We start from the raw sequence: 20,694 nt of genomic DNA, 5'->3' as shown, positions 1-20,694 counted from the left end.
TAAAATATGAAAAACCAGAAAATAACAAGTACGTCACAAAGGAAGCAAAGGGACGCCATGAGTAATCAAGCGCTAATTCAGACATTCATCGACATTGTCGGTCAAGACCATGTGTTAACCGATAACAAAAAAACCGAATATTACCGCTCAGGCTTCCGCTCGGGTAAAGGCAAAGCACTGGCCGTTTTGTTTCCCGGTTCATTAGTTGAACAGTGGCGTCTGCTTCAGGCCGCGGTAGAAGCGAACTGCATTGTGATCATGCAGGCCGCCAAAACCGGCCTAACTGAAGGGTCTGCACCAAGTGGTGACGATTACGACCGAGAAGTTGTGGTGATCAACATCATGCGTATTAACTCGCTGCATTTGATTGAAAACGGAAAACAGATCATCAGTTTACCGGGTGTGAGCCTTCACCAACTTGAGAAGAAGCTTAAATCCGTTAACCGTGCGCCTCATTCCGTAATTGGTTCTTCTTCAATTGGCGCAACAGTTGTTGGTGGCATTGCCAACAACTCCGGTGGTGCTCTAGTCAAACGCGGCCCTGCGTACACGGAATTAGCGCTGTTTGGTCAGGTCACCAAAGAAGGCAAACTGGAGTTGGTGAACCATTTGGGCATCGACGGCCTTGGGGACACGCCAGAAGAGATTCTGACCAATGTTGAACAAGGCAATTTTGACCCATCTAAAATTGTCCACAGTGATGCGATGGCATCAGACAAAGAGTACGAGGCTCGCGTTCGTGATGTCGATGCTGAAACGCCTTCCCGTTTTAATGCCGACTCCAGACGTCTGTTTGAAGCCAGTGGCTGTGCAGGTAAGCTCGCAGTGTTTGCAGTCCGTGTCGATACCAACCCCGTCGCTGAAAAAGAGCAGCTTTTCTACATCGGCTGTAGCGATCCAGCGAAGATGACAATGCTGCGCCGTGACATGCTGAGTGGCTTTAAACATTTGCCAGAAATGGGCGAATACATGCATCGCGACATTTTCAATCTGGCGGAAACTTACGGTAAAGATGTCTTCCTGTCGATTCATCACCTAGGCACTGACAAGTTGCCTAAGTTCTTTGCGCTAAAAGCAAAAGTTGAGTCGATCCTGAAACGCATTCCATTTGTGTCAAAAGATTTGCCGGATATTACGCTCTACTGGCTCACCAAACTGTTCCCACAGCACCTTCCTAAGCGCATGCTGGAATTCAGAGATAAATACGAGCACCACCTGATCCTAAAAATGAGTGATGGCGGTATCGATGAAGCGAAAGAGTACCTAGAGAACGTTTGGTCTAAACAGGACGGGTGTGAGTACTTTGTATGTAGTGCCGATGAAGGCAAAAGAGCTCTGCTTCACCGCTTTGCGGCTGCAGGCGCAGCGATTCGCTATGAAACCATCCACTCCAACGAAGTCGAAGACATTCTGGCGCTGGATATTGCCCTGCGCCGAAACGATATTGATTGGGTAGAACAACTTCCTGAAGAGATCACCAAAGACTTGGTTATGGGCCTCTACTACGGCCACTTCATGTGTCATGTTTTCCATCAGGATTACATCTTCAGAAAAGGCGCGGATACGAAGAAGATCAAACAGAAAATGCTTGAGCTTCTGACTCAGAAAGGCGCCAAATACCCAGCAGAGCATAACGTAGGCCACCTCTATGAAGCAGAAAAACAGCTTCAGGAGTTTTACCACTCATTGGATCCAACCAATACCTTTAACCCGGGTATCGGTAAAATGAGTAAGTACAAACGTAACTGCAGTTGCTGTGGTGGTTAACAGAAAAGAAAACGGAGCTCATTGAGCTCCGTTTTACGATTAATTCTTCACAAACATACCTGAACCACTCAAGGCTTGGTGCTTCTCCAAATCGTCTTCCTGATAAAAGCCTGTGTGATAAACCGCCATCTGAGATTGCCCACTGGCACTTTTCACAAAACCAATCAGAATGCCGTGTTCACCTTCAAATGGCTTGGTACCAGACTGTCTCAGGTAAGCTTTGCACGCCTCAACGCCAGACGCTTCAAGCTTAGTTTCAAAACGTATAATTTGGTTGTCATTGTACGTGGCAAACCCCGTCGGCTCAGTTTTACAGTACTCGACGCCATTGTCTTCAATGAAAGCGGTGACCATCAATGGGCCATTGTTGACTTGGGTAAATTTGTAACGGTTATAGGCGTTAGGCTGATTGTAAGCATCAATGCTTTTCCATTCTGTATCTGGTAGAGAAGCCAAAACATCGATCAGTTTTTCAGTTTCAACTTGTTGATACCAAACATTAAAGCCTTCTCCTTGGATACCAGAGTCTTCCGAAGTCATCCGAAAGCCATAATCCAGTGTATTAAACTCATAATCATCTAAGTGAATTGACTGAATTTGCGCCTTTTGCACAGCAGAAAGATCTTTTCGCCACTCACCAAAAATCCAGCCTAAGTTCGACAATTTAGCGTTGCGTAATGAGCTACTAAGCACCTCACCACTTGGTTTCACTTGCTTAGAAGCATATTCCATTGCATCACTCACTGTTGACTGAGCGACTTCATACCCAGCCGACACTTCTACTTTGTGGTAATCGTTTGAAGCATCCACACTCACCGACTGGCTCCAAAACTGTTGCTCACCTGTATAGTGATAACCAATGCCTATCCCCATGTAACGCGGTGATGTATCACTGGCACGTAGAATATCGTCACTTCCATTTCCTAGTGTCGCAACATAGATCCCCATAGGATAAACAACACGGCTTTGACCACCATTAATATTATTTTTGCCAGTGCTTCCAGCATCGCCAGAACCACCACCGCCACAACCAACAAGTAACGTAGTTAGTACCGAAACCGAAATCGCCGCTCTTTTAAACATAAGTTTTCCCACTCATCACATACTCAACTGAGACGTATGCACACCAGAACATCATGGAATCTGACGTGTATAAATCGATGGAGGGAAGTATCCGCACGGATGTCGTTAAATCAAAAAACGTTTCAACACTAAACTTAACAGCACATTTTTTTACATCTAACACACTGAATAATAGGAAGAACAACGAGGCGTCTTACAGAGCGTATTTAGCAATTTTTACACCACAGAGAGGGAGAAGAACACCCACTCCACTGATTAGAATGGTGAGTTCAACCCAAGGTCACGTCTGCTTGGCTCCAACCAAATTTGTCGCACAGCACTTTGAGTTGGTTCAGCTCATTTTGAGTCTGTTCGACCAACCAATTAAGGATTTCACTGATCATGGGAGAATGATTGCGTTGATAACAGTAGTATTGCCAGTCGCTATGTTGAAGTGAAAGCTGTTCAGGGCATTTGAGAAACTCACGCTTGAGTTCAGGTAATACCAACAGCAGATCCGTCACTGTCACTCCCTGGCCGGATAGGCAGGCACTTAGCGCTAAATCCAAGCTGAAGAACACAGTATCCCTGCCCTTTTTCGCCCCTTTCAGATCAGCGTTGCTTAACCAGTTTTTCCAATCCTGATGATCAAGGGTGGCATGCAGATGTGGCAACGTCAGAACGTCACTTAACTGAATATGTTGCTTAGAGAGGGATTCAGCGTAAACCGGCGCCATAAACTCATCACGAAGAAAGGTCACATCTGAGCGATTCTGGTATCGCTCACGCTTTCGCGTGTTCACGATCAGCAGATCGCAGTCTTCAGAATCAAGCGGTGGATCTTCTTCAATCGATGGGATGATAACAATTTCGTGTTCAGGATATCGCTCGTTGAGCATCGCAACCTTAGGCATCAGAATACGCGTGGCGTAACTGAGCGCACTTTTTATCACAATACGCTTCTTATTCGGCACCGCCCACTGAGCAATCAAGCTGTCTAGCGCAACGTAGTTTTTGCGCAGCACTTCATAGAGATCTTTCCCTTGCGTCGTTAACTCAATCGCTCGGTGCTTTCGGATCACTAGAGATGCTTTTAGCTCATCTTCAAGTTGCTTTATCTGACGACTGACTGCACTTTGGGTAACGTTAAGCTCATCAGCCGCTTTGGTAAAGCTCATAAGGCGCGCCACAGATTCAAACACTTTCAATCCGTTGTGTGAATAAGGGAGACGGTTATAAGGGGACATAATTCACTCGCATGATCTGAACTCATGTAAGAGTGGCATAAATGTCATTTGAAGGCCAGCCAGCAAACTCGTACCTTATTGTGATAACGATCACGAGGCACACAATGAAAAAAATTCTCTCTCTGGCATTTCCACTGATAATTTCGCAGCTCATCGCAATGGCACTGGTTCTGACTGATGTCTGGATGATGTCGCGACTCAGTGTGTCTGCGCTGGCAGCCGGAGGATTGGGGGCATCCATCTACAGTTTTGTCTTTATTGTGGCGAGCAGCACCGTGGGTTGTGTGGCGAACTTAATTGCGATTGCTTATGGTCAGCGTATTGCGAGGCCAGAATACGGCAATCAGCAAATCCGCTTGGCGGTAAAAGGGGCTGTGCTACTGACGGTGATCCTGTCTGCGATCTTAACTTTATGCTTTGCTTATGCGCCGCAACTGCTGGCACTGGCGAAACAGCCTCAAGAGCTCGCTGGCCCGGCCATGGAATACCTAGACGCATTAAAATGGGCCATGCTTCCGTCCCTGATGCTACTGGTGCTGCGCGGCTTAACCAGTGCGCTTGGTAATGTTCGCTCGATCATGGTGATGTCATTACTCACCGTTGCGCTCAACGTACCTATCAGCTATTTGCTTGCTTTCCAGCTAGGGCTCGGCTTAGCTGGACTTGGGGCGGGTACCGCTTTAGCAGCGTTCATTGTGATGCTGGGCTACGGCTACTGGGTGTTTAAGCGCCCTGAATACAAGCCGTTTGCGCCGTGGAAAAATACAGAAGAATACTCGCTATCATTGCTTAAACCTTTACTGGCGATGGGCCTGCCTATTGCACTGGCTGCGCTGCTTGAACACGGCCTGATTTACGGTGGCACCTTGATGGCAGGCACCATCAGTATCGCCGCGCTCGCATTGCACCAAATTTTGCTGCAATGCCTGAGCTTCACCTGGAACATCAACTTTGGCTTCTCGCAAGCCGCAGCAATTTTGGTCGGTCAGGACTACGGTGCGGAAGACTATGATGGTATTAAGCGCACAGCACTGCGCAGCTTTGGCCTGACGACAGTACTCAGCGTAGTGCTGGCAGGCGTGTTTATGTTGTGGCCTGAGCTGATTGGCTCCATTTTCAATCTGGATACTGAGCTTTCAACACTTCTCGTCGCTGTACTTTGGGTAGTCGCGCTCTCTTTCATTGTTGATGCATGGCAGCTACTGGCGATTAACCTGCTTCGCGGTATGAAGATCGTCGTTGGCCCAACTGTAGTGACTGCTGTTGGCTACTGGCTGTTTGGTCTGCCTGCTGCATGGCTGCTACTACCAGACTTTGGTTTAGGCGGCATCTGGGGCGGTATCGGTATTGGTCTAGGCGTCACAGGTGTGTTGCTACTTGTTCAGCTTCTGCTGGCGATTAAGAAGCAACGCAATACAGATTCTCTTGCCGTAGCCATGGGTTAGTCGGTAGTATCGCTTCGACCATGAGTGAGAGAAGCGATGACAGACCTCGATATTGAATTTGAACATATTTTTCTGGAAGTAAAAGCCGAACGCTGGCACAGCATCGAGCGATTCTATTTCAGCTACTTTTGCTTCCGGGAAAATTACCTCACCAAGAAAGGTAAGCCTGATTGGGAGCTCGCCCGCCAGCACTGCCCTCGTTCTCGCTCCCTCACCATCATTAAGCACGCTGAGCTTGAGCCGCTGGTTCCGCACGAAGTGATCACCGGAGAAATCAAACGTTACTGGCGTGATGGTTTAATCACACCAAGAGCATTACGCCGTATTCTCGACAGCCTACTGGATTACGCGACCATTACCAAAGCAGAAAAGAACGCCTTAAAACAAGCAGGTCTTCTCAACGCAATGCCAGCCTTTTGGTATCAATCCAAAGACAAATCACCGATATCAAGGTTCACAGCCGCAAATATCGAGATGCAAGACCAATCAAGAGATTAGCGCCTACGATGAATTCTGGCGGGCAACACCGTAATTCCTGTTTTCATCTCCGGCTGCTTTAGAATGGCTTGTCCGTAATCAAATAGTGTCTGAGCAATCAGATCGCAGTCCTGTTCAACCGAGTCAATTTTCACAGGTAAGCAATCCAGAATGTCGTAGTTATCGAAGGTCGCCAAGCGAATATCTTCGTCCAGCACGTTCTTCTCGGTCAAAAAACGCAAAACCCCTTCCAACAATGAATACGAGGCGGTATACACGGCTTTAGGTAGACGCCCTAGATCTTCTACAGCCAGTGCCATGAGCTCGTAGCCTGACTCAGGTTGATAATCCTTGGTATACACGTAGCGATCATCAAAACGCACACCTGCATCCTTAAGCCCGAGCTGATAGCCCTTAAAACGATCTCGGCTCGTAGACAAGTTAAGCTGACCACCGATATACACGCACTCTTCACCACTTAAGGCTAATTGAGCCACCACTTCCTTTGTCGCTTTTTCAGCATTGGTTTTGATATTGATGAAATGGCTATCTTCTAATATACGGTCAAAGAAAATTACTGGAGTGCTTGGACTGATAGGTTGATAGAAGGTGTCATCCATCATGCAAGTTGCCACTAGCAGGACATCCACCTGCCGTTCAATCAGGCTCTTTACTGCCTGCTGTTCCTGTTCATGATCATCGTCGGACGAGGCGATAAGTAGCTGATAACCATTATTCCGACACAGTATTTCCAACCGTTTAGCAATGTTCGCAAAACCCATGTTCGCTAAATCCGGAATGACTAAGCCTACGGTATAGGTCTGCTTAGACTTGAGCGCTCTGGCGTAGATACTCGGCTTGTAATGATACTGTTCAGCAATAGCCTGTACTTTCTCCACCGTGTCTTCATGAATACGGTGCTTTTTTGCGTGTCCATTGAGCACAAAACTCACTGTTGACTTGGAAACACCCGCCAATGCTGCGATGTCTGCCAACTTTAGTTTTTTACCTGCCATTATTCTCTTTTCCTACTCGATGTCTTTATCAGCCTGCCTTGCTGTTAGCTCAATCAACGCCACTGCGCTCTCATGTTTAGACTCTGACAATGATCACAATTTGATCTTTATCGTGATGAATGATCTCTGCAAACCTAGATCGCTAAACCGTTTTAGCTATACAATCAGCTTAATTTAGTTAAGTAAGAGATGCAATGATGAAAAACAGAGTTTGGGTAACAGGAGATGCAGTTGTAGACCTGATTCCAGATAGCGAGTCCAGCTACTTGAAATGCCCAGGTGGCGCGCCTGCTAATGTGGCAGTCGCCATCGCCAGATTGGGCGGTGATGCTGCTTTTATTGGTCGTGTCGGGCAAGATCCCCTCGGCCGTTTTATGCAACAGACACTCAAGCAAGAGCAAGTCGATACGCAGATGATGATACTCGACGAAGCACAGCGCACTTCAACCGTTATTGTTGACCTTGATGATTCTGGTGAGCGAAGCTTTACCTTTATGGTCAAGCCTAGTGCAGACCAATTCCTTGAAACCAGTGACCTACCGACCTTCACTCAAGGCCAGTGGCTGCACGTATGCTCAATTGCGCTAGCGAACGAGCCAAGTCGCAGCAGCACACTGGAAGCGATGCGTCAGATTAAAGCCGCAGGGGGATATGTAAGTTTTGACCCTAACTTAAGAGAAGAGGTATGGGCAAACCCAGAAGAACTAAAACCTGTCGTACGTGAAGCAATTGCCCTGGCCGATGTCGTCAAGTTTTCGGATGATGAGCTGCTGTTTTTGACAGGCAGCGATACCCTTGAACAAGGCGTGGAAGCACTAAAACCGTTTAAAAATACACTAGTCTTAATCACTCAGGGGGCGAAAGGTGCGTTAGTCCTGTTTGAAAAAACACAACAGCTTATTGCTAGCCAAGCAGTATCACCCGTTGATACTACAGGTGCAGGCGATGCTTTTGTCGGAGGCTTGCTCGCTAAGTTGTCTCAATATAATGACTGGCAACAGCTTGAGGTCATTAATTCTGCGGTAAAATGGGCTAATGGCTGTGGCGCACTTGCTACTACTCAGAAAGGCGCTATGACTGCTCTACCTTCCTATCAGGCTCTAGAGGAATATATTCAGAGGTAATTGGAAGGAAATTCTGGAGAAGAAGGCAGAGAGTTCTGCCTTTTTCTCGTAACTCACCTACGCGGAAACTCAACAATTCAGGGAACACTTCATTACCCTCACATCTCGCTCACCCATGCATTTGAATTGGTGATGCAATCCATGACGGTTTCTTCATGGAGCTCAACATCTTTCAGTAAAGACTCCAAAAGTTTCCAATTAGAACTTTCTATCGCTTCTGCTATCGAGAGTAGAGAACCTAATACCCCCTTTCTATGTATGAGGGCATCGGTGATCACATCAGATAATGATAAAGACGAAACAATGTCTTCCAATGCCATATCTAGCAAACCTTCAACAAGTGAGAGCATTCCACAGAGATAAGCAGAATCTGCTAAATGAGGCTGATTAATGTTAGCCGCTAACTCTTCCAATAGTTTTGCTCTTGTGAGTAAATTCCTGAGAATAATGTTAGGTTTACTAGGCGAAAGCGCCGACAACGTTGTGTAGGTAACATACTTTCTTATTCTGTCATTGCCTAGATATGCTAAAGCTTGCTGTGTACTTTCTATAGATCTATTGAGTCTGGAATCATTGTTAACAAAATTTAGAAGCTGGACCGATAAGATTGGGTTTCTTTCTATGACTTGATTGACCTTATGAACTTCAATGTCTCTTTTTGCAACAAGGGCTGAAAGCTTAAAAATATCAACGGCAGACGCAGACAGTTTTTTGGTTTTTATCAGCTCTGGTTTTTGATAAAAATACCCTTGAAAGTAGTCGAAACCACACTGACAAGCTTGTTGGAATTCAGTGTTATCCTCTATTTTTTCCGCAATAAACTGAATGTTGGAATGCTGAAAATCACGAATGATTCCAGCGCATTCTTTCATTGAAAGCGCTCTAAGATCTAATTTAATAAAATCAATGAGTTTATAAAATCGGTCCCATTCAGGAGAAGGTTCAAAATCATCCAGTGCCACAAGGTAATTTTTTTGTTTTAACTCACTCACAGCATTGAAAAGCTCGTCAGTTGGGCTGCATGATTCGAGGATTTCTACAACGATATCATTTGAAGAGAAATCAAAGGGTACACCTTCTATCAGATCTTTGTATTCAAAATTCACAAAGCCTTGTTTGTTGTCTAAGTTTTTCTTTTGAAAGGTAAGAAATTGCTCAGAAAGAAGGCGCATGGTGACTCTTTTTGCATTTTCTGATTGGAACGCATTTGTATCACTTTCTCTGTATAGCAATTCGTAGGCGAATAATTCCTTATTCTTATCGATGATAGGCTGCCTAGCGACAATTGATAGCTTGCTACTCATAGTATTACCTGACGTTATTTAATTAGAATTCTTATCGGTTTGCTAAAAAACTATAGTACAGAGCCATTGCAATTGTGCGATTTGAAGGGCAGTAAGTCAGAAAGTGAGATACCGCTTAATCTCTTCATTGGTTATTTTTAGCGCAACAAAAAACGGCGCCCAAAGGCGCCGTTAGAAACAACAAAACAATACATTTTATTCAAACACAGGTCGGAAGAAACTTCTCTCGTAGCTGATGACGCAGTCTGTCTCTTCGGCGAACTTAAATGCTTTCATACACGCTTCGTCTTGGAAAGATTTATTACGATACTCATCATAGGCCGTCAGGCTTTCAAAAGTGAACAATGCAAGTGCAATATTGCTAGCACCTTCCGAAGGCAGAAAGTAGCCATTGTGCTGGCCACCAAATTTCTCTACCAGAGGGATCCACATTTTGGCGTACTCCTCAAACTCTTTGACCTTCTTCGGGTTAATAACATATCGAATGTAACAGGTGACCATTTCTCTACTCCTTGATTTGAATCCATGCCCTAATGTCTGGCTAATTAACTTACGCCTTAAAGCGGTCAATCGCCAGTGTCAGATCCGTGGCCTGACTCGCCACTACAGTGGCAGACTGCGCGTTTTCGGACACAGCGCCTACGTTAGCGTAAGTCAGGTCACGAATAGTATTAACGTTACGAGCGATCTCTTCTGAGACCGTGCTTTGCTGTTCCACTGCCAACGCAATTTGCGTGCTGCTGTCGAGGATGTGTTTCATCTCTTCCATAATCGCTTTGATATGACTGAGGGCCTGCTCTGACATGTCTACGCTATCTGCCCCTTTATTGCTGCATGACTGAATCGTAGAAACCACCGTTTGAGTCTGCTGTTGTACCGCGCTGATAATATCGGAGATTTCCGCAGTTGAACGCTGAGTCTTTCCTGCGAGTGTTCTAACTTCATCAGCAACTACAGCAAAGCCCCGTCCCTGCTCCCCTGCTCGTGCGGCTTCAATCGCAGCATTGAGAGCTAAGAGGTTCGTCTGCTCTGCAATTTCACCAATCACATTCAACACACTGCTGATCTGATCAGACAGTGCCAGCAAATGATTCACCTCACCGCGGGCAGTGGCTAAGTCTTCTGAAAGCGATGAAATGGTATCGCGTGTTTCCACAATATCATTAAAGCCAAGCTGAGCTGTGTCGTAACTTCTCTGAGTGTTATCCGCAGCGCTTTCCGTTGTGCTGGCGACGTCTTTGATTGTCTCACCCATTTCAGTTACCGCCGCCGCAACACTATCAGTTTCAATCTGCTGCTGGCTTAACGCCTGTTCGGTATCCACGCTGCTTTGTTGTAACTGAGTAGAAGCGGCTCCCAGCTCATTGACGCTGCCTTGCACACGAGAGATCAGCCCCTGAATACTAGCCAGAAGGCTATTAAGCTGCCCTGCCATTTCTGCGATTTCATCTTTTCGGTCGGTATTGGCTTTAAGAGTCAGGTCATGTGTATTGGCAATAGTCGACATCATATCGCTCAGCTGCTGGATGTTGCTCTGAACACTGCGGATAAGGAAGTACGAGCCCAATAATAGTAACCCGGCAACAAAGATGACAGAGCCAGCAATGAAACGCTCAATACTAGCCTGAGCGCGTTCAATTTCTGCATCTAGTGTCGATTCAATACCATGGAAGATAGTAAAGATGTCAGTGAACAGCCCTTTCATCTCATGCTTGAGGTGTTCAACTTGCGCAGCATCAGAATCATAACTCACCGCTAACATTTCCAGATCTTTGCGGTACAAAGTAATTTTCTTACTTAAGGTAGGAAGTTGGCGAACAACGATGCCAAGTGCATCAAGATCATTGGAAAGCATGCTTGATAGGGTCTGGAAGTCCGCATACTCGGCCTTGAACTCTTCGAGTTTACTGGCATCTGGCGTGTCTAAAAACTCATATTCGATACGATTCATCTCTAATAGTGAGACTTCCATATCTTTTACTTCAATTAGGGTTTTCTCAAGCTTGAGCAGTTTGAGGTTACTCAGCTCAGTAATGGTTACAATGGCAATAAGCGCAAGAATAGAGAGGCCGGTAAGGCCAAATAGTTTTGTTTTTATGGTCATGGTCTTTCTCAATGAAGCAGGCTTGCAATAACTACTTATTTTTATAATGGTTTTTGCGCTTTGTAACATGTTGTTACAACCATGTCACCCTTACATTGGCGCAAATTTTCTTTTTCTTAATAGTTGTCTATTGTTTGATTCTTAATCTACGGCTTAAAGAGGCAAATATCGTCATTTAAGATGCAATCAGTAGCACAACAAAACGGGTATTCAACCTCCCAAACAACAAGACATTGGCTGCGTTCTGAGCTCAAAACGTATATTTATCAAACATCCCATCACTATATTGTTCAGAAAATAGGTATGACCACACAATGAAAGCACTATAGGAATTGATCGAGTTATATACGCACTCAAAGATTAAAGAGTGAGCAATTCAACGGCGCAGGCGGATGTATTAATGCTCACCTGAGCTGCGGCTCTTACGAGAAGGTCCAAAACTATGAGTATGACATTGTATGAAGCGAATCGTTTTCAGCCAGATATCTGCAAGTCTCTGACAACAGAGTGGCTTGGTGAAATGATGAAGGGCTCGCACTATGGAAAGCTCTGGTGTACTCACGCCAACGGAGCGACAGAAAATGGAGAGTTTTATCAACGGCATCACCTTGATCAGGCACAGTTGGAATGCACTCAACAAATTCAGTCGATGAAAAACATTCAGACCTTGTTATCCAAGACACCGTTTATTCAGAAACATCCTGCGGAAGCTATGAGCTTATTATCAGCGCGTGGCGCTGCAATTGAGTCTCTCTCAACTCAGAAAACACAAAAGGTGATGCTGTCGCGAGTGAGAAACATGAAAGTGGTCCGCTCAACAAACCAAATTGATATCAATGGGTTGAAGGCTGAATTTTCCAAACTGGATAGCAATAAGCGCTTTTATCTGATTTCAGTGCGCGCGAGCGGTGGTTCACACGCCATTGCGGTAGCGTCGAGTAAAGCCAAGGGCTTTTTCAGCCCATCGGGTTACCTCTATTACTACGATCCAAATCTGAAGAAAGTTGTGAGATGGCGCAGACGCACCGATTTAAAACGCTTTCTGGATAAGTCGTTACTGTCAGATTACCGCTCAATCAATGGCATCTGGCAGGTTGCGCCTGTGTAAACGATACGAATAAAAAAAGGCTACTCAATTGAGTAGCCTTTTAAAATCTTACTCGCTTGGCTCTTCGCCAAATATAGCTTCAATGTCTGAATACCGGTTACGCCAACTCACCGCCGCAGTCAGTTACCTAATCAAGCAAATGGCGGTCGTGCTGCTTTGAGTGTTTTTAATCTGGCGGTCTGACAACCATGCAACAATGAAATACCTGTCGCTGCCTGCTCAACGAAAACTCGTGATGTCATCACTGCCTGACCATGGTTGACAAAAACTTCTATTGAGGAAGTATCGGCAAGAATGCGCAGCTGAATCTTGTCTGTATCGATCTTGAGTTCTCTTTGAGTATCTACCGCTCGATTCAGTGTCTGGCTGCGATCCAGTATAAGTGTTTGGCGATCTTCATCTGCGTACAAGACAACTTTGTGCTGGCTACTTTCAAACAAATTCAGGCTCTGCCCCCACTCCAGCTCAACTTCAAGATCGAACGAGTTACGCTCCAAGCGATACGGCTCATCGGTTAACTCAATGTGGCGTTGGCTATGAACGAGTTCTTCGAGTTCCTTAACAGGCCATTGGTACAGCCGTCCGTTTTGGTAACTGAGCTCACGCATACAAGTGAGCTGATGCACCCAACCATTTTCGCTGCTTGGTTGGTCAACTTCATCAGGTAACCCCATCCAGCCACACATCACCCGCCGGCCATCCGGTGTTTCAAGTGTCTGGGGAGCGTAAAAATCGAAACCGTAATCCAGATGTTCAAACTGCGACAAGGACAAACCATTTTCCAAACAAGCTTTAGCAATCCCGTTGTGATGAGGAATGGTGTTGTGCTTAGAGAAAGATTCAATCCCTTGTGGCCCGATGACGACAAACATCTGCCCATCGAGTTCAAACATGTCAGGACACTCCCACATGTAGCCAAAGTCCCCCAGCTCTTCACCATAAAGCGCATCAAACTTCCAGGCCCTAAGATCTGTTGAGGTGTAAACAGCCAGGCGTCCTTTTAGGTCCGTAGTTTGTGCACCTAACAACATAAACCATTGGTTTTGATGTCGGACGATTTTAGGGTCGCGAATGTGTGCGGTAACTCCATCGGGTAACTCGCTGATAACCGGCCCATGTTTATCGAAGTTCACGCCATCTTTGGATGTGGCAAGACACTGAGTTGTGTGACGTTCGCGATTCTCGCCAATACGAACATTACCCGTATAGAACAGCATCAACTCAGAGCCATGACTGAGTGCGTGCCCAGAGAAGACACCATGGCTATCAAACCAATCAGATGGTGTGAGCGCAACTGGTTGCCACTGCCATTCAATCAAGTTTTTGCTGATTAAATGTGCCCAGTATTTGTCTTTGTGGGTACAGCCATGGGGATACCATTGATAAAACAAGTGATACTGCCCGTCATGGTAAACAAAACCATTAGGATCGTTAAGTAACCCCTGTGGCGGAGAAATGTGCCAATCGGGTCGAAACGGACAGTTAACCGCGTCGAGCGCGTGTTCAAGCTCCAACCTTTGTTTTTCGCCGATACGCTGTCCTACAGACAGCAGATCCGCGGGACTTAATGAGTCTGGAATTGGGAACTCTACTTGATATTCATCTAGTACAATTTTGATTTGAGAACCTGACACAGTGCTCGCCACTCGCGAACAATCTCTGATTGCAAATATCAATCGACCTTGCGGCATCAGAACTCTTGTTATGTTTGTCTCACCACCACACTGGGTGATCAGGCTTTCAACCGACATCTTTAAAACCTAAAAGTTGGGAACGTTTGCAAAATACACTATTTGTTCTATTTGAACAAGATCAGTAGATACTCGCCTTCACTATTCAGGTGGTGACAGAGTGTATAGAAACGAAAATAAATACGCTGAATCCGGTGAGATTCAGAAATTGAAAATGGCTTCCGGCACTAAGCTAACACCTGACCGGAAGCCTTTTTATCGAGCAAGGATTCTTTGAAAACTCAGGGCTAGAACCAAGTTTCCATTTGTAGAGCAAACAAGGTTTCACCACCTTGTCCCATTGTGCTGGCACCTGAATCCAAGCTTACTGAGTAGTTGTCCAGATCTTCACTCCAGTCAACGTAACTTACAGCAAAGCGAATTTCAGGGCGGTCAAAGAATCCAGCTGACGTCGCCAGCTTCACAGTCGGAGCCACCGTTAACTTGTAGAAGCTACCGTCTGCTTTTTCCACGCTGTTATCTAGATCCATGTACTGGTAGGAGCCTTCATAAACCATCTCAAAGTTCGAATTTAGCTCTTGAGCCAATCGAACGTTAACAGATGCCCATAGGAATTCATCGTTATCTTTAACACGATCTTTGCTCATCTCAGCCATAAATGCAGGTGCGATGCGCCAGTTATCGGAGAATTTAGTGACGCCATAACTAAAGATTCGAACTGCCTGAGCATCATCATTCAGATCACCATCAGAGCCAATACCTTTGAGTGATGCACCAAGGCCCTGGCCAATCAATACACCAGACTTCGAGAAGCCCTCGCTGACACCGAAAAAGTCATTGCCATGGTAGGCTAACATTGCATGCAGGCCGTCTTCTGCTCGCACCGTGGGTGACGATGAGCTGGTTGAGCGGTCTGCATTATCGTTTGATTTCATCGCGTTGAGCATTAACTGCCATGAGCCAAAGTAGTTGTTCATAGTCGCAACATAGTTCTCCACATCAGTGCTTGAACTATCGATTTCGCCAAAATCGCGGCCATAAAGAGAGAAGTTTGCTTTCCAGTCCTCACCTAGTTTCACGTCATACAGACCGGCGCCCGTACCAGAGAGAAATACGATGTCAGAATCAAAGAAATGGATATCGAAATTGTCTCTATCAAATCTCTTACCCGCCCAGATTTTCGCATCTTCAAACGCACCGCTAAACCAGGTTAAATCAGAGAACTCTGTGTACACCTGTCGAACGTTTAGCTGACTATCGCTTGCTGTCCATTCATTGTTAGTTTCGACACTGTCTGCCAGCATGATTTTGTAATACGCTTTTGAACCATCTTCGGCCACGCGATTATGAACAAGGTTGGCTTCCAGATAGTTATCATCTTCAAGGCCAAGACGTCCAACCGGAGCACCTAAGGTTCCTGCCGCCGTCATGTATGGGCCACTTCCTGTCGCACCATTCAGGCTATCATTAATCAACAATCCTGCTCGCGCATAACCGTGGAACTCAAAGCTTCCGGCAGATTTTTCAGCCTCTTTTGCTACTTGCTCTGTTTGAGCTAGGCGGCTTTCTAGTTCCGAGATCCTTGCTTCAAGAGAAGCCATATCGTCTTGAGAAAAGGCATTAGGTGTGATTGCCAGAGTGACAGCACACGCAAGTAAAGACTTCATATTGTTCATTCTAATTCTCCATTGAGTAAATAACTTGGATTCAGCAGCAAACGTTCCCAGTTAATTCACAACCAATGCGAACCGTCGAATTTTAGGTCTATAAACCTCAATACTCGTTCTCGATTTATTTACTTCACCTCAGTGATAGTGAGTGGACTATAAATACATTTTCGGTAACGTTCCCGAAAATAATTATAAAAACAGAATACTCATCACGAATATCTATAGAAGTGTGATCTTATATAATGAGAGGATTTTCATATGTGGGAATAAAAACGCCTGAAACGAACTTCAGGCGTGGAAAGGCTAGCAGGTTTCGCGCTGTATATTCTGAAAAGTCAGTACAACTTTACTCATCACCTGAGGTTTACCCTCAATCAATTCAAGCAGCACATCCGCACCACTTTCTCCAGCTTTATCAAATGGATAGCTAAACGTCGATAAACTTGGAGAAACAACAAAACCAAGCTCATCATTACCTACTCCCAGTATTTTAACTTGCTCACCAACCACTATGTTTTCTTCCTGCAGTGCTTTAATTGCACCAATGGCAATTCGGTCAGTTGCACAAAAAACACCATCAACCTGAGGATATTCTTTGATAAGACGCCGCATATTGGCGTAACCAGATTCAATGCTGAACTCTCCGTGACAATGGAACAATAAATCTTGTTCACTGTGCATCGTAAGCGCTTGCTTCAATCCATCAGAACGCTGTTTATCTACGGCGAGGTCTGAATCCGCTACTCCAATAAATCCGATATTTTCGCATCCAGCATTGAGCAAGCGCTTTCCTGCTTCGTACCCTACACGCAGATCATCATGGACAATACTCGGGATATTAAATAGTGAACCATCCTGGCCAATTAGAACAATCGGAGCTCTTGACTGAGAAATGGCTTCAACCAACTGAGTGTCAATGTGTGTCGCATACAGAACAATACCCTCCACTCGCTTTTGATTAAATAAACGAATGAACTCGATCTCTTTCGAGTCGGATTGCTGAGTGCTGGCCAGCAAAACATGCTTTCCTGCCTTTTCAAATATGCGGCTTAGGCCATCAACACCTTGAGACGTGGCATTAGATGAGACTCGCGGCACAATGACACCCACCAAATTGGTTTTCTGTGATTTGAGATCTTTCGCCACTTGATTGACCACATAGCCCACTTCGTCGACAGCTTTCATGACTTTCAACTTGGTCGCTTCTTTTACACCATACTCGTTGTTGATCACACGAGAGACTGTGGATTTAGATACTCCGGCCAGTCTGGCGACATCGTGCAGGCTTGCCATGTCTATGCCTTCATTAAGTTATTGGGAATGTTTGCAAAAGTTACCAGAATCTGACGGAATTTCCACTTCGCCCAATCGGTTTAGCAAAAAAGTTTAGCCGATCCAACTCACATTACCTTTTATTAACCTTTGACTGACACTGACAGATAGAGAAGAATTCATTTTGCAAACGTTCCCAGAAAAACTTACTGCCTTTTTGAACTATAAATTATTAGCAAAATAATAATCGGGGTTTGGAATGAATTATCCAAAAATTGCCAGAGAGCTGCTGGAGTTACTTGGAGGTAAAGACAACCTTCAAGCACTCGCCCACTGCGCGACGCGACTGCGCCTTGCACTGAAAGACGATTCAATCATTAATGAAGAAGCGATCAGCAACTTAGATGGCGTCAAAGGCCAATTCAAAGTTGCTGGACAATATCAAATCATTTTTGGTTCAGGCATTGTGAATCAGGTACACGCTGAAATGGCGAAGCTGACGGGCATGGCAGACATGTCGACCAACGATGTGGCCAGTGCGGGTGCACAAAAACAGAATATCATTCAGCGTGCAGTGAAAGGTTTATCCGACATTTTTGTACCTATCATCCCTGCAATTGTTGCTGGTGGTCTGTTGATGGGTCTGTTCAACGTACTGACAGCGAAAGGCCTCTTCATTGACGGTCAATCTCTGATTGATGCCAATCCGGGGCTTGCTGATCTCGCTAGCATGATCAACACATTCGCTAACGCACCTTTTGTTTACCTTCCTGTTTTATTAGCGTTTTCTGCCAGTAAGAAATTTGGTGGAAACCCGTTCCTCGGGGCTGCTCTGGGTATGCTGATGGTGCATCCAGACCTGCTGAACGGCTGGGGATTCGGTGGAGCAAGCGTAGCTGGGACGATTCCGACATGGAACATCTTTGGTTTCGAAATCCAAAAAGTCGGTTATCAAGGTTCAGTTCTACCTGTATTGGTTTCTGCCTTCATCCTTGCCAAGGTTGAAAATGGCCTACGCAAGGTGATTCCTTCTGTGCTGGATAACCTCCTAACGCCGATGCTGGCGATTTTTATCACAGGTTTCCTGACCTTTACATTGGTTGGTCCAATCACGCGTGATATTGGTTTCCTGCTTGGCGATGGTCTGAACTGGCTATACGATTCTGCTGGTTTCATTGGCGGCGCACTGTTCGGCTTCATCTACGCACCGTTTGTGATTACCGGCATGCACCATAGCTTTATCGCAATTGAAACTCAGTTGCTCGCCGATATTGCAGTCACTGGCGGCACCTTTATTTTCCCTATCGCTGCCATGTCTAACATCGCACAAGGTGCTGCAGCATTGGCGGTTGGCTTTACCACTAAGGACAATAAACTTAAAGGAATTGCAATGCCTTCGGGTGTCACTGCTCTACTGGGTATTACCGAGCCAGCCATGTTTGGTGTCAATCTTAAACTGCGTTACCCGTTTATAGCAGCGATTATCGGAGCGGCATCGGCCAGTGCATTTATTACTTTGTTTAACGTCAAAGCTCAGGCATTAGGTGCTGCAGGTCTACCTGGCGTTATTTCGATTGTGCCTGACAAGATAGGCTACTATGTCACAGGCATGGCTATTTCATTCGTTATAGCGTTTGCTCTAACGCTAGTTCTTGGTGCTCGCTCCGGCCAAGAGTCAGGCAACGCTGCAACAACATAGCTGAGAGCAGTCCCCCGTAGCTAAAACATGTTTTTAGCTCACTCCTACCCCGCCTCAGGCGGGGTATTTTACTTTTTAGTACTCCCCACTCGAATGTGTAGCTTTATCAACATTGGTAACGCCAGATAGGACACTATAGGAACAATGATTCCAACTGAAACCAAAGTGATGACAAACGGATGCTCACTGACTTGGGCTTGTACCCAGGCAGGAATAAAAAACACCAATGGTAAAAGAATAATAAAAGTATATAACGCCACCCAATGACGATTGGGTGGCGAACCGTTACGCTCGCCACTCATGATTATCCCCTTGCGAAATAGCTGTTCATCACATAACCATATTTGGTGGTGTGCTCAGCCAAAACCTGACCTAACGCTTCGCCGTGCTCACTGCGCCAGTCGTTCATTAGCTCAGCCAGAACCGAAGCCCATGTCGTCACTTTCACACCAGCCTGAGTCAGTCGTTGTATCGTCACTTCCTGAACCGTTTTATTCCACGTGCCAGATGCATCAATCACTGCGTAGACATCGTAACCTTCTTCGACTGCTGACAGTGCAGGGAAAAGTAGGCATACATCCGTTACGATACCCGCCATGATGATCTTTTTGCGACCTGTTTTCTCAATCGCCTGTTTGAACGCTAAGCTATCCCAGGCATTGATTTGCCCTTCACGTTCGATCACTTCATCACCAAGTACTTGGGTAATTTCTGGCATCACAGGACCATTTGGACCTTCCGGTAAACTTGCCGTTACAACTGAAGGCAGTCCGATCGCTTTCGCTGTTCTGGTCAGGCCGACAATGTTGTTTTTCAGCACAGTCGGGTGTTCATCACCAAGCCCCACCATCAAGCCAGTCTGGTGGTCAATCATCGCTAATACGGAGTTGTCTGCTGTTAAGAATTCAGAGTATTTTGTAGTCATGGTCACTTCCTCACTATTGTGTCTATTTAATTAAAAAGATTCGGTAAAAATCAGGATAAGCTGACTGTCTTTATGAGCGACGAAATCCAGCTCTGTTGTTCTAACCAAAGTTCCGACCTCAATCGTTTCACCGTTGATTCGTGCTTCACCGCTGCTTAGGTAGGCCAAGACCTCACCGTTATGTGTTGTTTGGTAACCTTCTGTCGCCTGAACCATTTCGATCACCGTGTGGCTATCAAAGGTCTCCGTCTGGTTTTTACTTCCACCATAGATACGTGTTCGAACGTTGATTTCTGGGGTATAGGCTTTGTAACCTGCTGGTTCGCCTTTAGTTTCCGGTAGAACCCATAGTTGAATCAGTTGGTTGGGTTCGTCATCTGGGTTGACTTCGTTATGCGCAAACCCTTCGCCACCAGCTCGCTGCACTTGTGCTTCACCTGCGACCAAACCTTTACCATGTTCTAGTGATCCTCCATGGCTTACTCGACCTTTTGCCATCACACTGATGACATCAATTTCGTGATGAGGGTGCATACCTGTCTCACCATGTGGCAAAAAATTAGCGTCAGCAAGATAGACGAAGTTGCCAATCCCATTCGCTGTTTCGGGACGTTTGCGCGCACCAAACACACGGTAATCTGTCACTACCTGTTTCTCTTTAAGCCCAGCGAATCCGCCTTGTGGTAATTGGTCTAATGTCAAAATTTCCATCGCTCAATCCTTGGTTATCTCGTTAAGTGATGAAGCTAGATTAGTTTGTTACCTAAAATTGATATATATTCA

The 20,694-nt window shown here is 45.6% G+C and carries 18 protein-coding genes; 6 read left to right on the top strand and 12 right to left on the bottom strand.

All coding sequences use genetic code 11. The features are described 5' to 3' along the window. Window positions 1–57 precede the first annotated feature (57 nt). On the top strand, window positions 58–1,767 hold the full coding sequence (gene dld / locus QMA41_RS00205; protein WP_281628507.1) for a D-lactate dehydrogenase: 1,710 nt from the start codon (window positions 58–60) through the stop codon (window positions 1,765–1,767). A gap of 39 nt (window positions 1,768–1,806) precedes the next feature. On the opposite strand, the gene QMA41_RS00200 is transcribed toward dld, so the two are convergent. Further along, entirely contained in the window at window positions 1,807–2,850 is a 1,044-nt protein-coding gene (locus QMA41_RS00200; protein ID WP_281628506.1) for a hypothetical protein, read from the bottom strand. 269 nt (window positions 2,851–3,119) lie between these two features. After that, window positions 3,120–4,076, bottom strand: coding sequence for a LysR family transcriptional regulator (locus QMA41_RS00195; RefSeq protein ID WP_080749067.1), 957 nt, complete (start codon window positions 4,074–4,076; stop codon window positions 3,120–3,122). 104 nt (window positions 4,077–4,180) lie between these two features. On the opposite strand from QMA41_RS00195, the gene QMA41_RS00190 reads away from it, so the two are divergent. Next, window positions 4,181–5,521 carry an MATE family efflux transporter gene (locus tag QMA41_RS00190; RefSeq protein WP_281628505.1) on the top strand — a complete coding sequence of 447 codons (1,341 nt, stop codon included), beginning with the start codon at window positions 4,181–4,183 and terminating at the stop codon, window positions 5,519–5,521. Between the two features lie 36 nt (window positions 5,522–5,557). Continuing rightward, entirely contained in the window at window positions 5,558–6,019 is a 462-nt protein-coding gene (locus tag QMA41_RS00185) for a hypothetical protein (protein ID WP_281628504.1), read from the top strand. Here QMA41_RS00185 and QMA41_RS00180 read toward each other — a convergent pair. Beyond that, window positions 6,016–7,014 carry a LacI family DNA-binding transcriptional regulator gene (locus QMA41_RS00180; protein ID WP_281628503.1) on the bottom strand — a complete coding sequence of 333 codons (999 nt, stop codon included), beginning with the start codon at window positions 7,012–7,014 and terminating at the stop codon, window positions 6,016–6,018. The two genes, QMA41_RS00185 and QMA41_RS00180, sit on opposite strands and share 4 nt — an antisense overlap. Window positions 7,015–7,208: 194 nt before the next feature. Between QMA41_RS00180 and QMA41_RS00175 the strand changes: the two genes are divergently transcribed. Then, entirely contained in the window at window positions 7,209–8,138 is a 930-nt protein-coding gene (locus QMA41_RS00175) for an aminoimidazole riboside kinase (RefSeq protein ID WP_281628502.1), read from the top strand. A gap of 98 nt (window positions 8,139–8,236) precedes the next feature. Here QMA41_RS00175 and QMA41_RS00170 read toward each other — a convergent pair whose 3' ends face one another. The 3 genes from QMA41_RS00170 to QMA41_RS00160 form a co-directional block, all read right to left on the bottom strand. Beyond that, complete coding sequence (locus QMA41_RS00170) at window positions 8,237–9,442, bottom strand: HDOD domain-containing protein (RefSeq protein ID WP_277683689.1); 1,206 nt, start codon at window positions 9,440–9,442, stop codon at window positions 8,237–8,239. Window positions 9,443–9,637: 195 nt separating this feature from the next. After that, complete coding sequence (locus QMA41_RS00165; RefSeq protein WP_038510775.1) at window positions 9,638–9,943, bottom strand: NIPSNAP family protein; 306 nt, start codon at window positions 9,941–9,943, stop codon at window positions 9,638–9,640. A 49-nt stretch (window positions 9,944–9,992) separates the two neighbouring features. Continuing rightward, window positions 9,993–11,546 carry a methyl-accepting chemotaxis protein gene (locus QMA41_RS00160; protein ID WP_038163097.1) on the bottom strand — a complete coding sequence of 518 codons (1,554 nt, stop codon included), beginning with the start codon at window positions 11,544–11,546 and terminating at the stop codon, window positions 9,993–9,995. 442 nt (window positions 11,547–11,988) lie between these two features. On the opposite strand from QMA41_RS00160, the gene QMA41_RS00155 reads away from it, so the two are divergent. Further along, entirely contained in the window at window positions 11,989–12,654 is a 666-nt protein-coding gene (locus QMA41_RS00155; RefSeq protein WP_281628501.1) for a YopT-type cysteine protease domain-containing protein, read from the top strand. A 131-nt stretch (window positions 12,655–12,785) separates the two neighbouring features. Here the strand turns inward: QMA41_RS00155 and QMA41_RS00150 are convergent, their stop codons facing one another. The 3 genes from QMA41_RS00150 to QMA41_RS00140 form a co-directional block, all read right to left on the bottom strand. Further along, the gene (locus tag QMA41_RS00150; protein WP_281628500.1) at window positions 12,786–14,405 is read right to left on the bottom strand and encodes a glycoside hydrolase family 32 protein; all 1,620 of its coding nucleotides are present in this window, start codon (window positions 14,403–14,405) and stop codon (window positions 12,786–12,788) included. Window positions 14,406–14,632: 227 nt separating this feature from the next. Beyond that, entirely contained in the window at window positions 14,633–16,012 is a 1,380-nt protein-coding gene (locus tag QMA41_RS00145; protein ID WP_172846197.1) for a carbohydrate porin, read from the bottom strand. 306 nt (window positions 16,013–16,318) lie between these two features. Further along, window positions 16,319–17,308, bottom strand: coding sequence for a LacI family DNA-binding transcriptional regulator (locus QMA41_RS00140; RefSeq protein WP_281628499.1), 990 nt, complete (start codon window positions 17,306–17,308; stop codon window positions 16,319–16,321). Between the two features lie 238 nt (window positions 17,309–17,546). Between QMA41_RS00140 and QMA41_RS00135 the strand changes: the two genes are divergently transcribed. Continuing rightward, window positions 17,547–18,986, top strand: coding sequence for a sucrose-specific PTS transporter subunit IIBC (locus QMA41_RS00135; protein ID WP_019276257.1), 1,440 nt, complete (start codon window positions 17,547–17,549; stop codon window positions 18,984–18,986). Window positions 18,987–19,054: 68 nt separating this feature from the next. On the opposite strand, the gene QMA41_RS00130 is transcribed toward QMA41_RS00135, so the two are convergent. The 3 genes from QMA41_RS00130 to QMA41_RS00120 are packed head-to-tail and all read right to left on the bottom strand — an operon-like array spanning window position 19,055 to window position 20,622. Further along, window positions 19,055–19,288: a hypothetical protein gene (locus QMA41_RS00130; protein WP_038163104.1), complete on the bottom strand. Its 234-nt coding sequence runs from the start codon at window positions 19,286–19,288 to the stop codon at window positions 19,055–19,057. A 2-nt stretch (window positions 19,289–19,290) separates the two neighbouring features. Beyond that, window positions 19,291–19,911 carry an isochorismatase family protein gene (locus QMA41_RS00125; protein WP_065741555.1) on the bottom strand — a complete coding sequence of 207 codons (621 nt, stop codon included), beginning with the start codon at window positions 19,909–19,911 and terminating at the stop codon, window positions 19,291–19,293. Between the two features lie 30 nt (window positions 19,912–19,941). Continuing rightward, entirely contained in the window at window positions 19,942–20,622 is a 681-nt protein-coding gene (locus QMA41_RS00120) for a pirin family protein (RefSeq protein WP_172846195.1), read from the bottom strand. Between the last annotated feature and the right edge of the window lie 72 nt (window positions 20,623–20,694).

Origin of the sequence: Vibrio sp. St2 (assembly GCF_947311885.1) — a bacterium.
GTDB classification, from domain to species: domain Bacteria; phylum Pseudomonadota; class Gammaproteobacteria; order Enterobacterales; family Vibrionaceae; genus Vibrio; species Vibrio coralliilyticus.
Note: the sequence above shows the minus strand (reverse complement) of the source record. Positions and strands in the feature narration are given on the sequence as shown.

What these genes read in the sequence shown, in the direction of transcription:
- dld (WP_281628507.1), top strand. Translation starts at nt 58, where the DNA reads ATGAGTAATCAAGCGCTAATTCAGACATTCATCGACATTGTCGGTCAA.
- QMA41_RS00200 (WP_281628506.1), bottom strand. Translation starts at nt 2,850, where the DNA reads ATGTTTAAAAGAGCGGCGATTTCGGTTTCGGTACTAACTACGTTACTT.
- QMA41_RS00195 (WP_080749067.1), bottom strand. Translation starts at nt 4,076, where the DNA reads ATGTCCCCTTATAACCGTCTCCCTTATTCACACAACGGATTGAAAGTG.
- QMA41_RS00190 (WP_281628505.1), top strand. Translation starts at nt 4,181, where the DNA reads ATGAAAAAAATTCTCTCTCTGGCATTTCCACTGATAATTTCGCAGCTC.
- QMA41_RS00185 (WP_281628504.1), top strand. Translation starts at nt 5,558, where the DNA reads ATGACAGACCTCGATATTGAATTTGAACATATTTTTCTGGAAGTAAAA.
- QMA41_RS00180 (WP_281628503.1), bottom strand. Translation starts at nt 7,014, where the DNA reads ATGGCAGGTAAAAAACTAAAGTTGGCAGACATCGCAGCATTGGCGGGT.
- QMA41_RS00175 (WP_281628502.1), top strand. Translation starts at nt 7,209, where the DNA reads ATGATGAAAAACAGAGTTTGGGTAACAGGAGATGCAGTTGTAGACCTG.
- QMA41_RS00170 (WP_277683689.1), bottom strand. Translation starts at nt 9,442, where the DNA reads ATGAGTAGCAAGCTATCAATTGTCGCTAGGCAGCCTATCATCGATAAG.
- QMA41_RS00165 (WP_038510775.1), bottom strand. Translation starts at nt 9,943, where the DNA reads ATGGTCACCTGTTACATTCGATATGTTATTAACCCGAAGAAGGTCAAA.
- QMA41_RS00160 (WP_038163097.1), bottom strand. Translation starts at nt 11,546, where the DNA reads ATGACCATAAAAACAAAACTATTTGGCCTTACCGGCCTCTCTATTCTT.
- QMA41_RS00155 (WP_281628501.1), top strand. Translation starts at nt 11,989, where the DNA reads ATGAGTATGACATTGTATGAAGCGAATCGTTTTCAGCCAGATATCTGC.
- QMA41_RS00150 (WP_281628500.1), bottom strand. Translation starts at nt 14,405, where the DNA reads ATGTCGGTTGAAAGCCTGATCACCCAGTGTGGTGGTGAGACAAACATA.
- QMA41_RS00145 (WP_172846197.1), bottom strand. Translation starts at nt 16,012, where the DNA reads ATGAAGTCTTTACTTGCGTGTGCTGTCACTCTGGCAATCACACCTAAT.
- QMA41_RS00140 (WP_281628499.1), bottom strand. Translation starts at nt 17,308, where the DNA reads ATGGCAAGCCTGCACGATGTCGCCAGACTGGCCGGAGTATCTAAATCC.
- QMA41_RS00135 (WP_019276257.1), top strand. Translation starts at nt 17,547, where the DNA reads ATGAATTATCCAAAAATTGCCAGAGAGCTGCTGGAGTTACTTGGAGGT.
- QMA41_RS00130 (WP_038163104.1), bottom strand. Translation starts at nt 19,288, where the DNA reads ATGAGTGGCGAGCGTAACGGTTCGCCACCCAATCGTCATTGGGTGGCG.
- QMA41_RS00125 (WP_065741555.1), bottom strand. Translation starts at nt 19,911, where the DNA reads ATGACTACAAAATACTCTGAATTCTTAACAGCAGACAACTCCGTATTA.
- QMA41_RS00120 (WP_172846195.1), bottom strand. Translation starts at nt 20,622, where the DNA reads ATGGAAATTTTGACATTAGACCAATTACCACAAGGCGGATTCGCTGGG.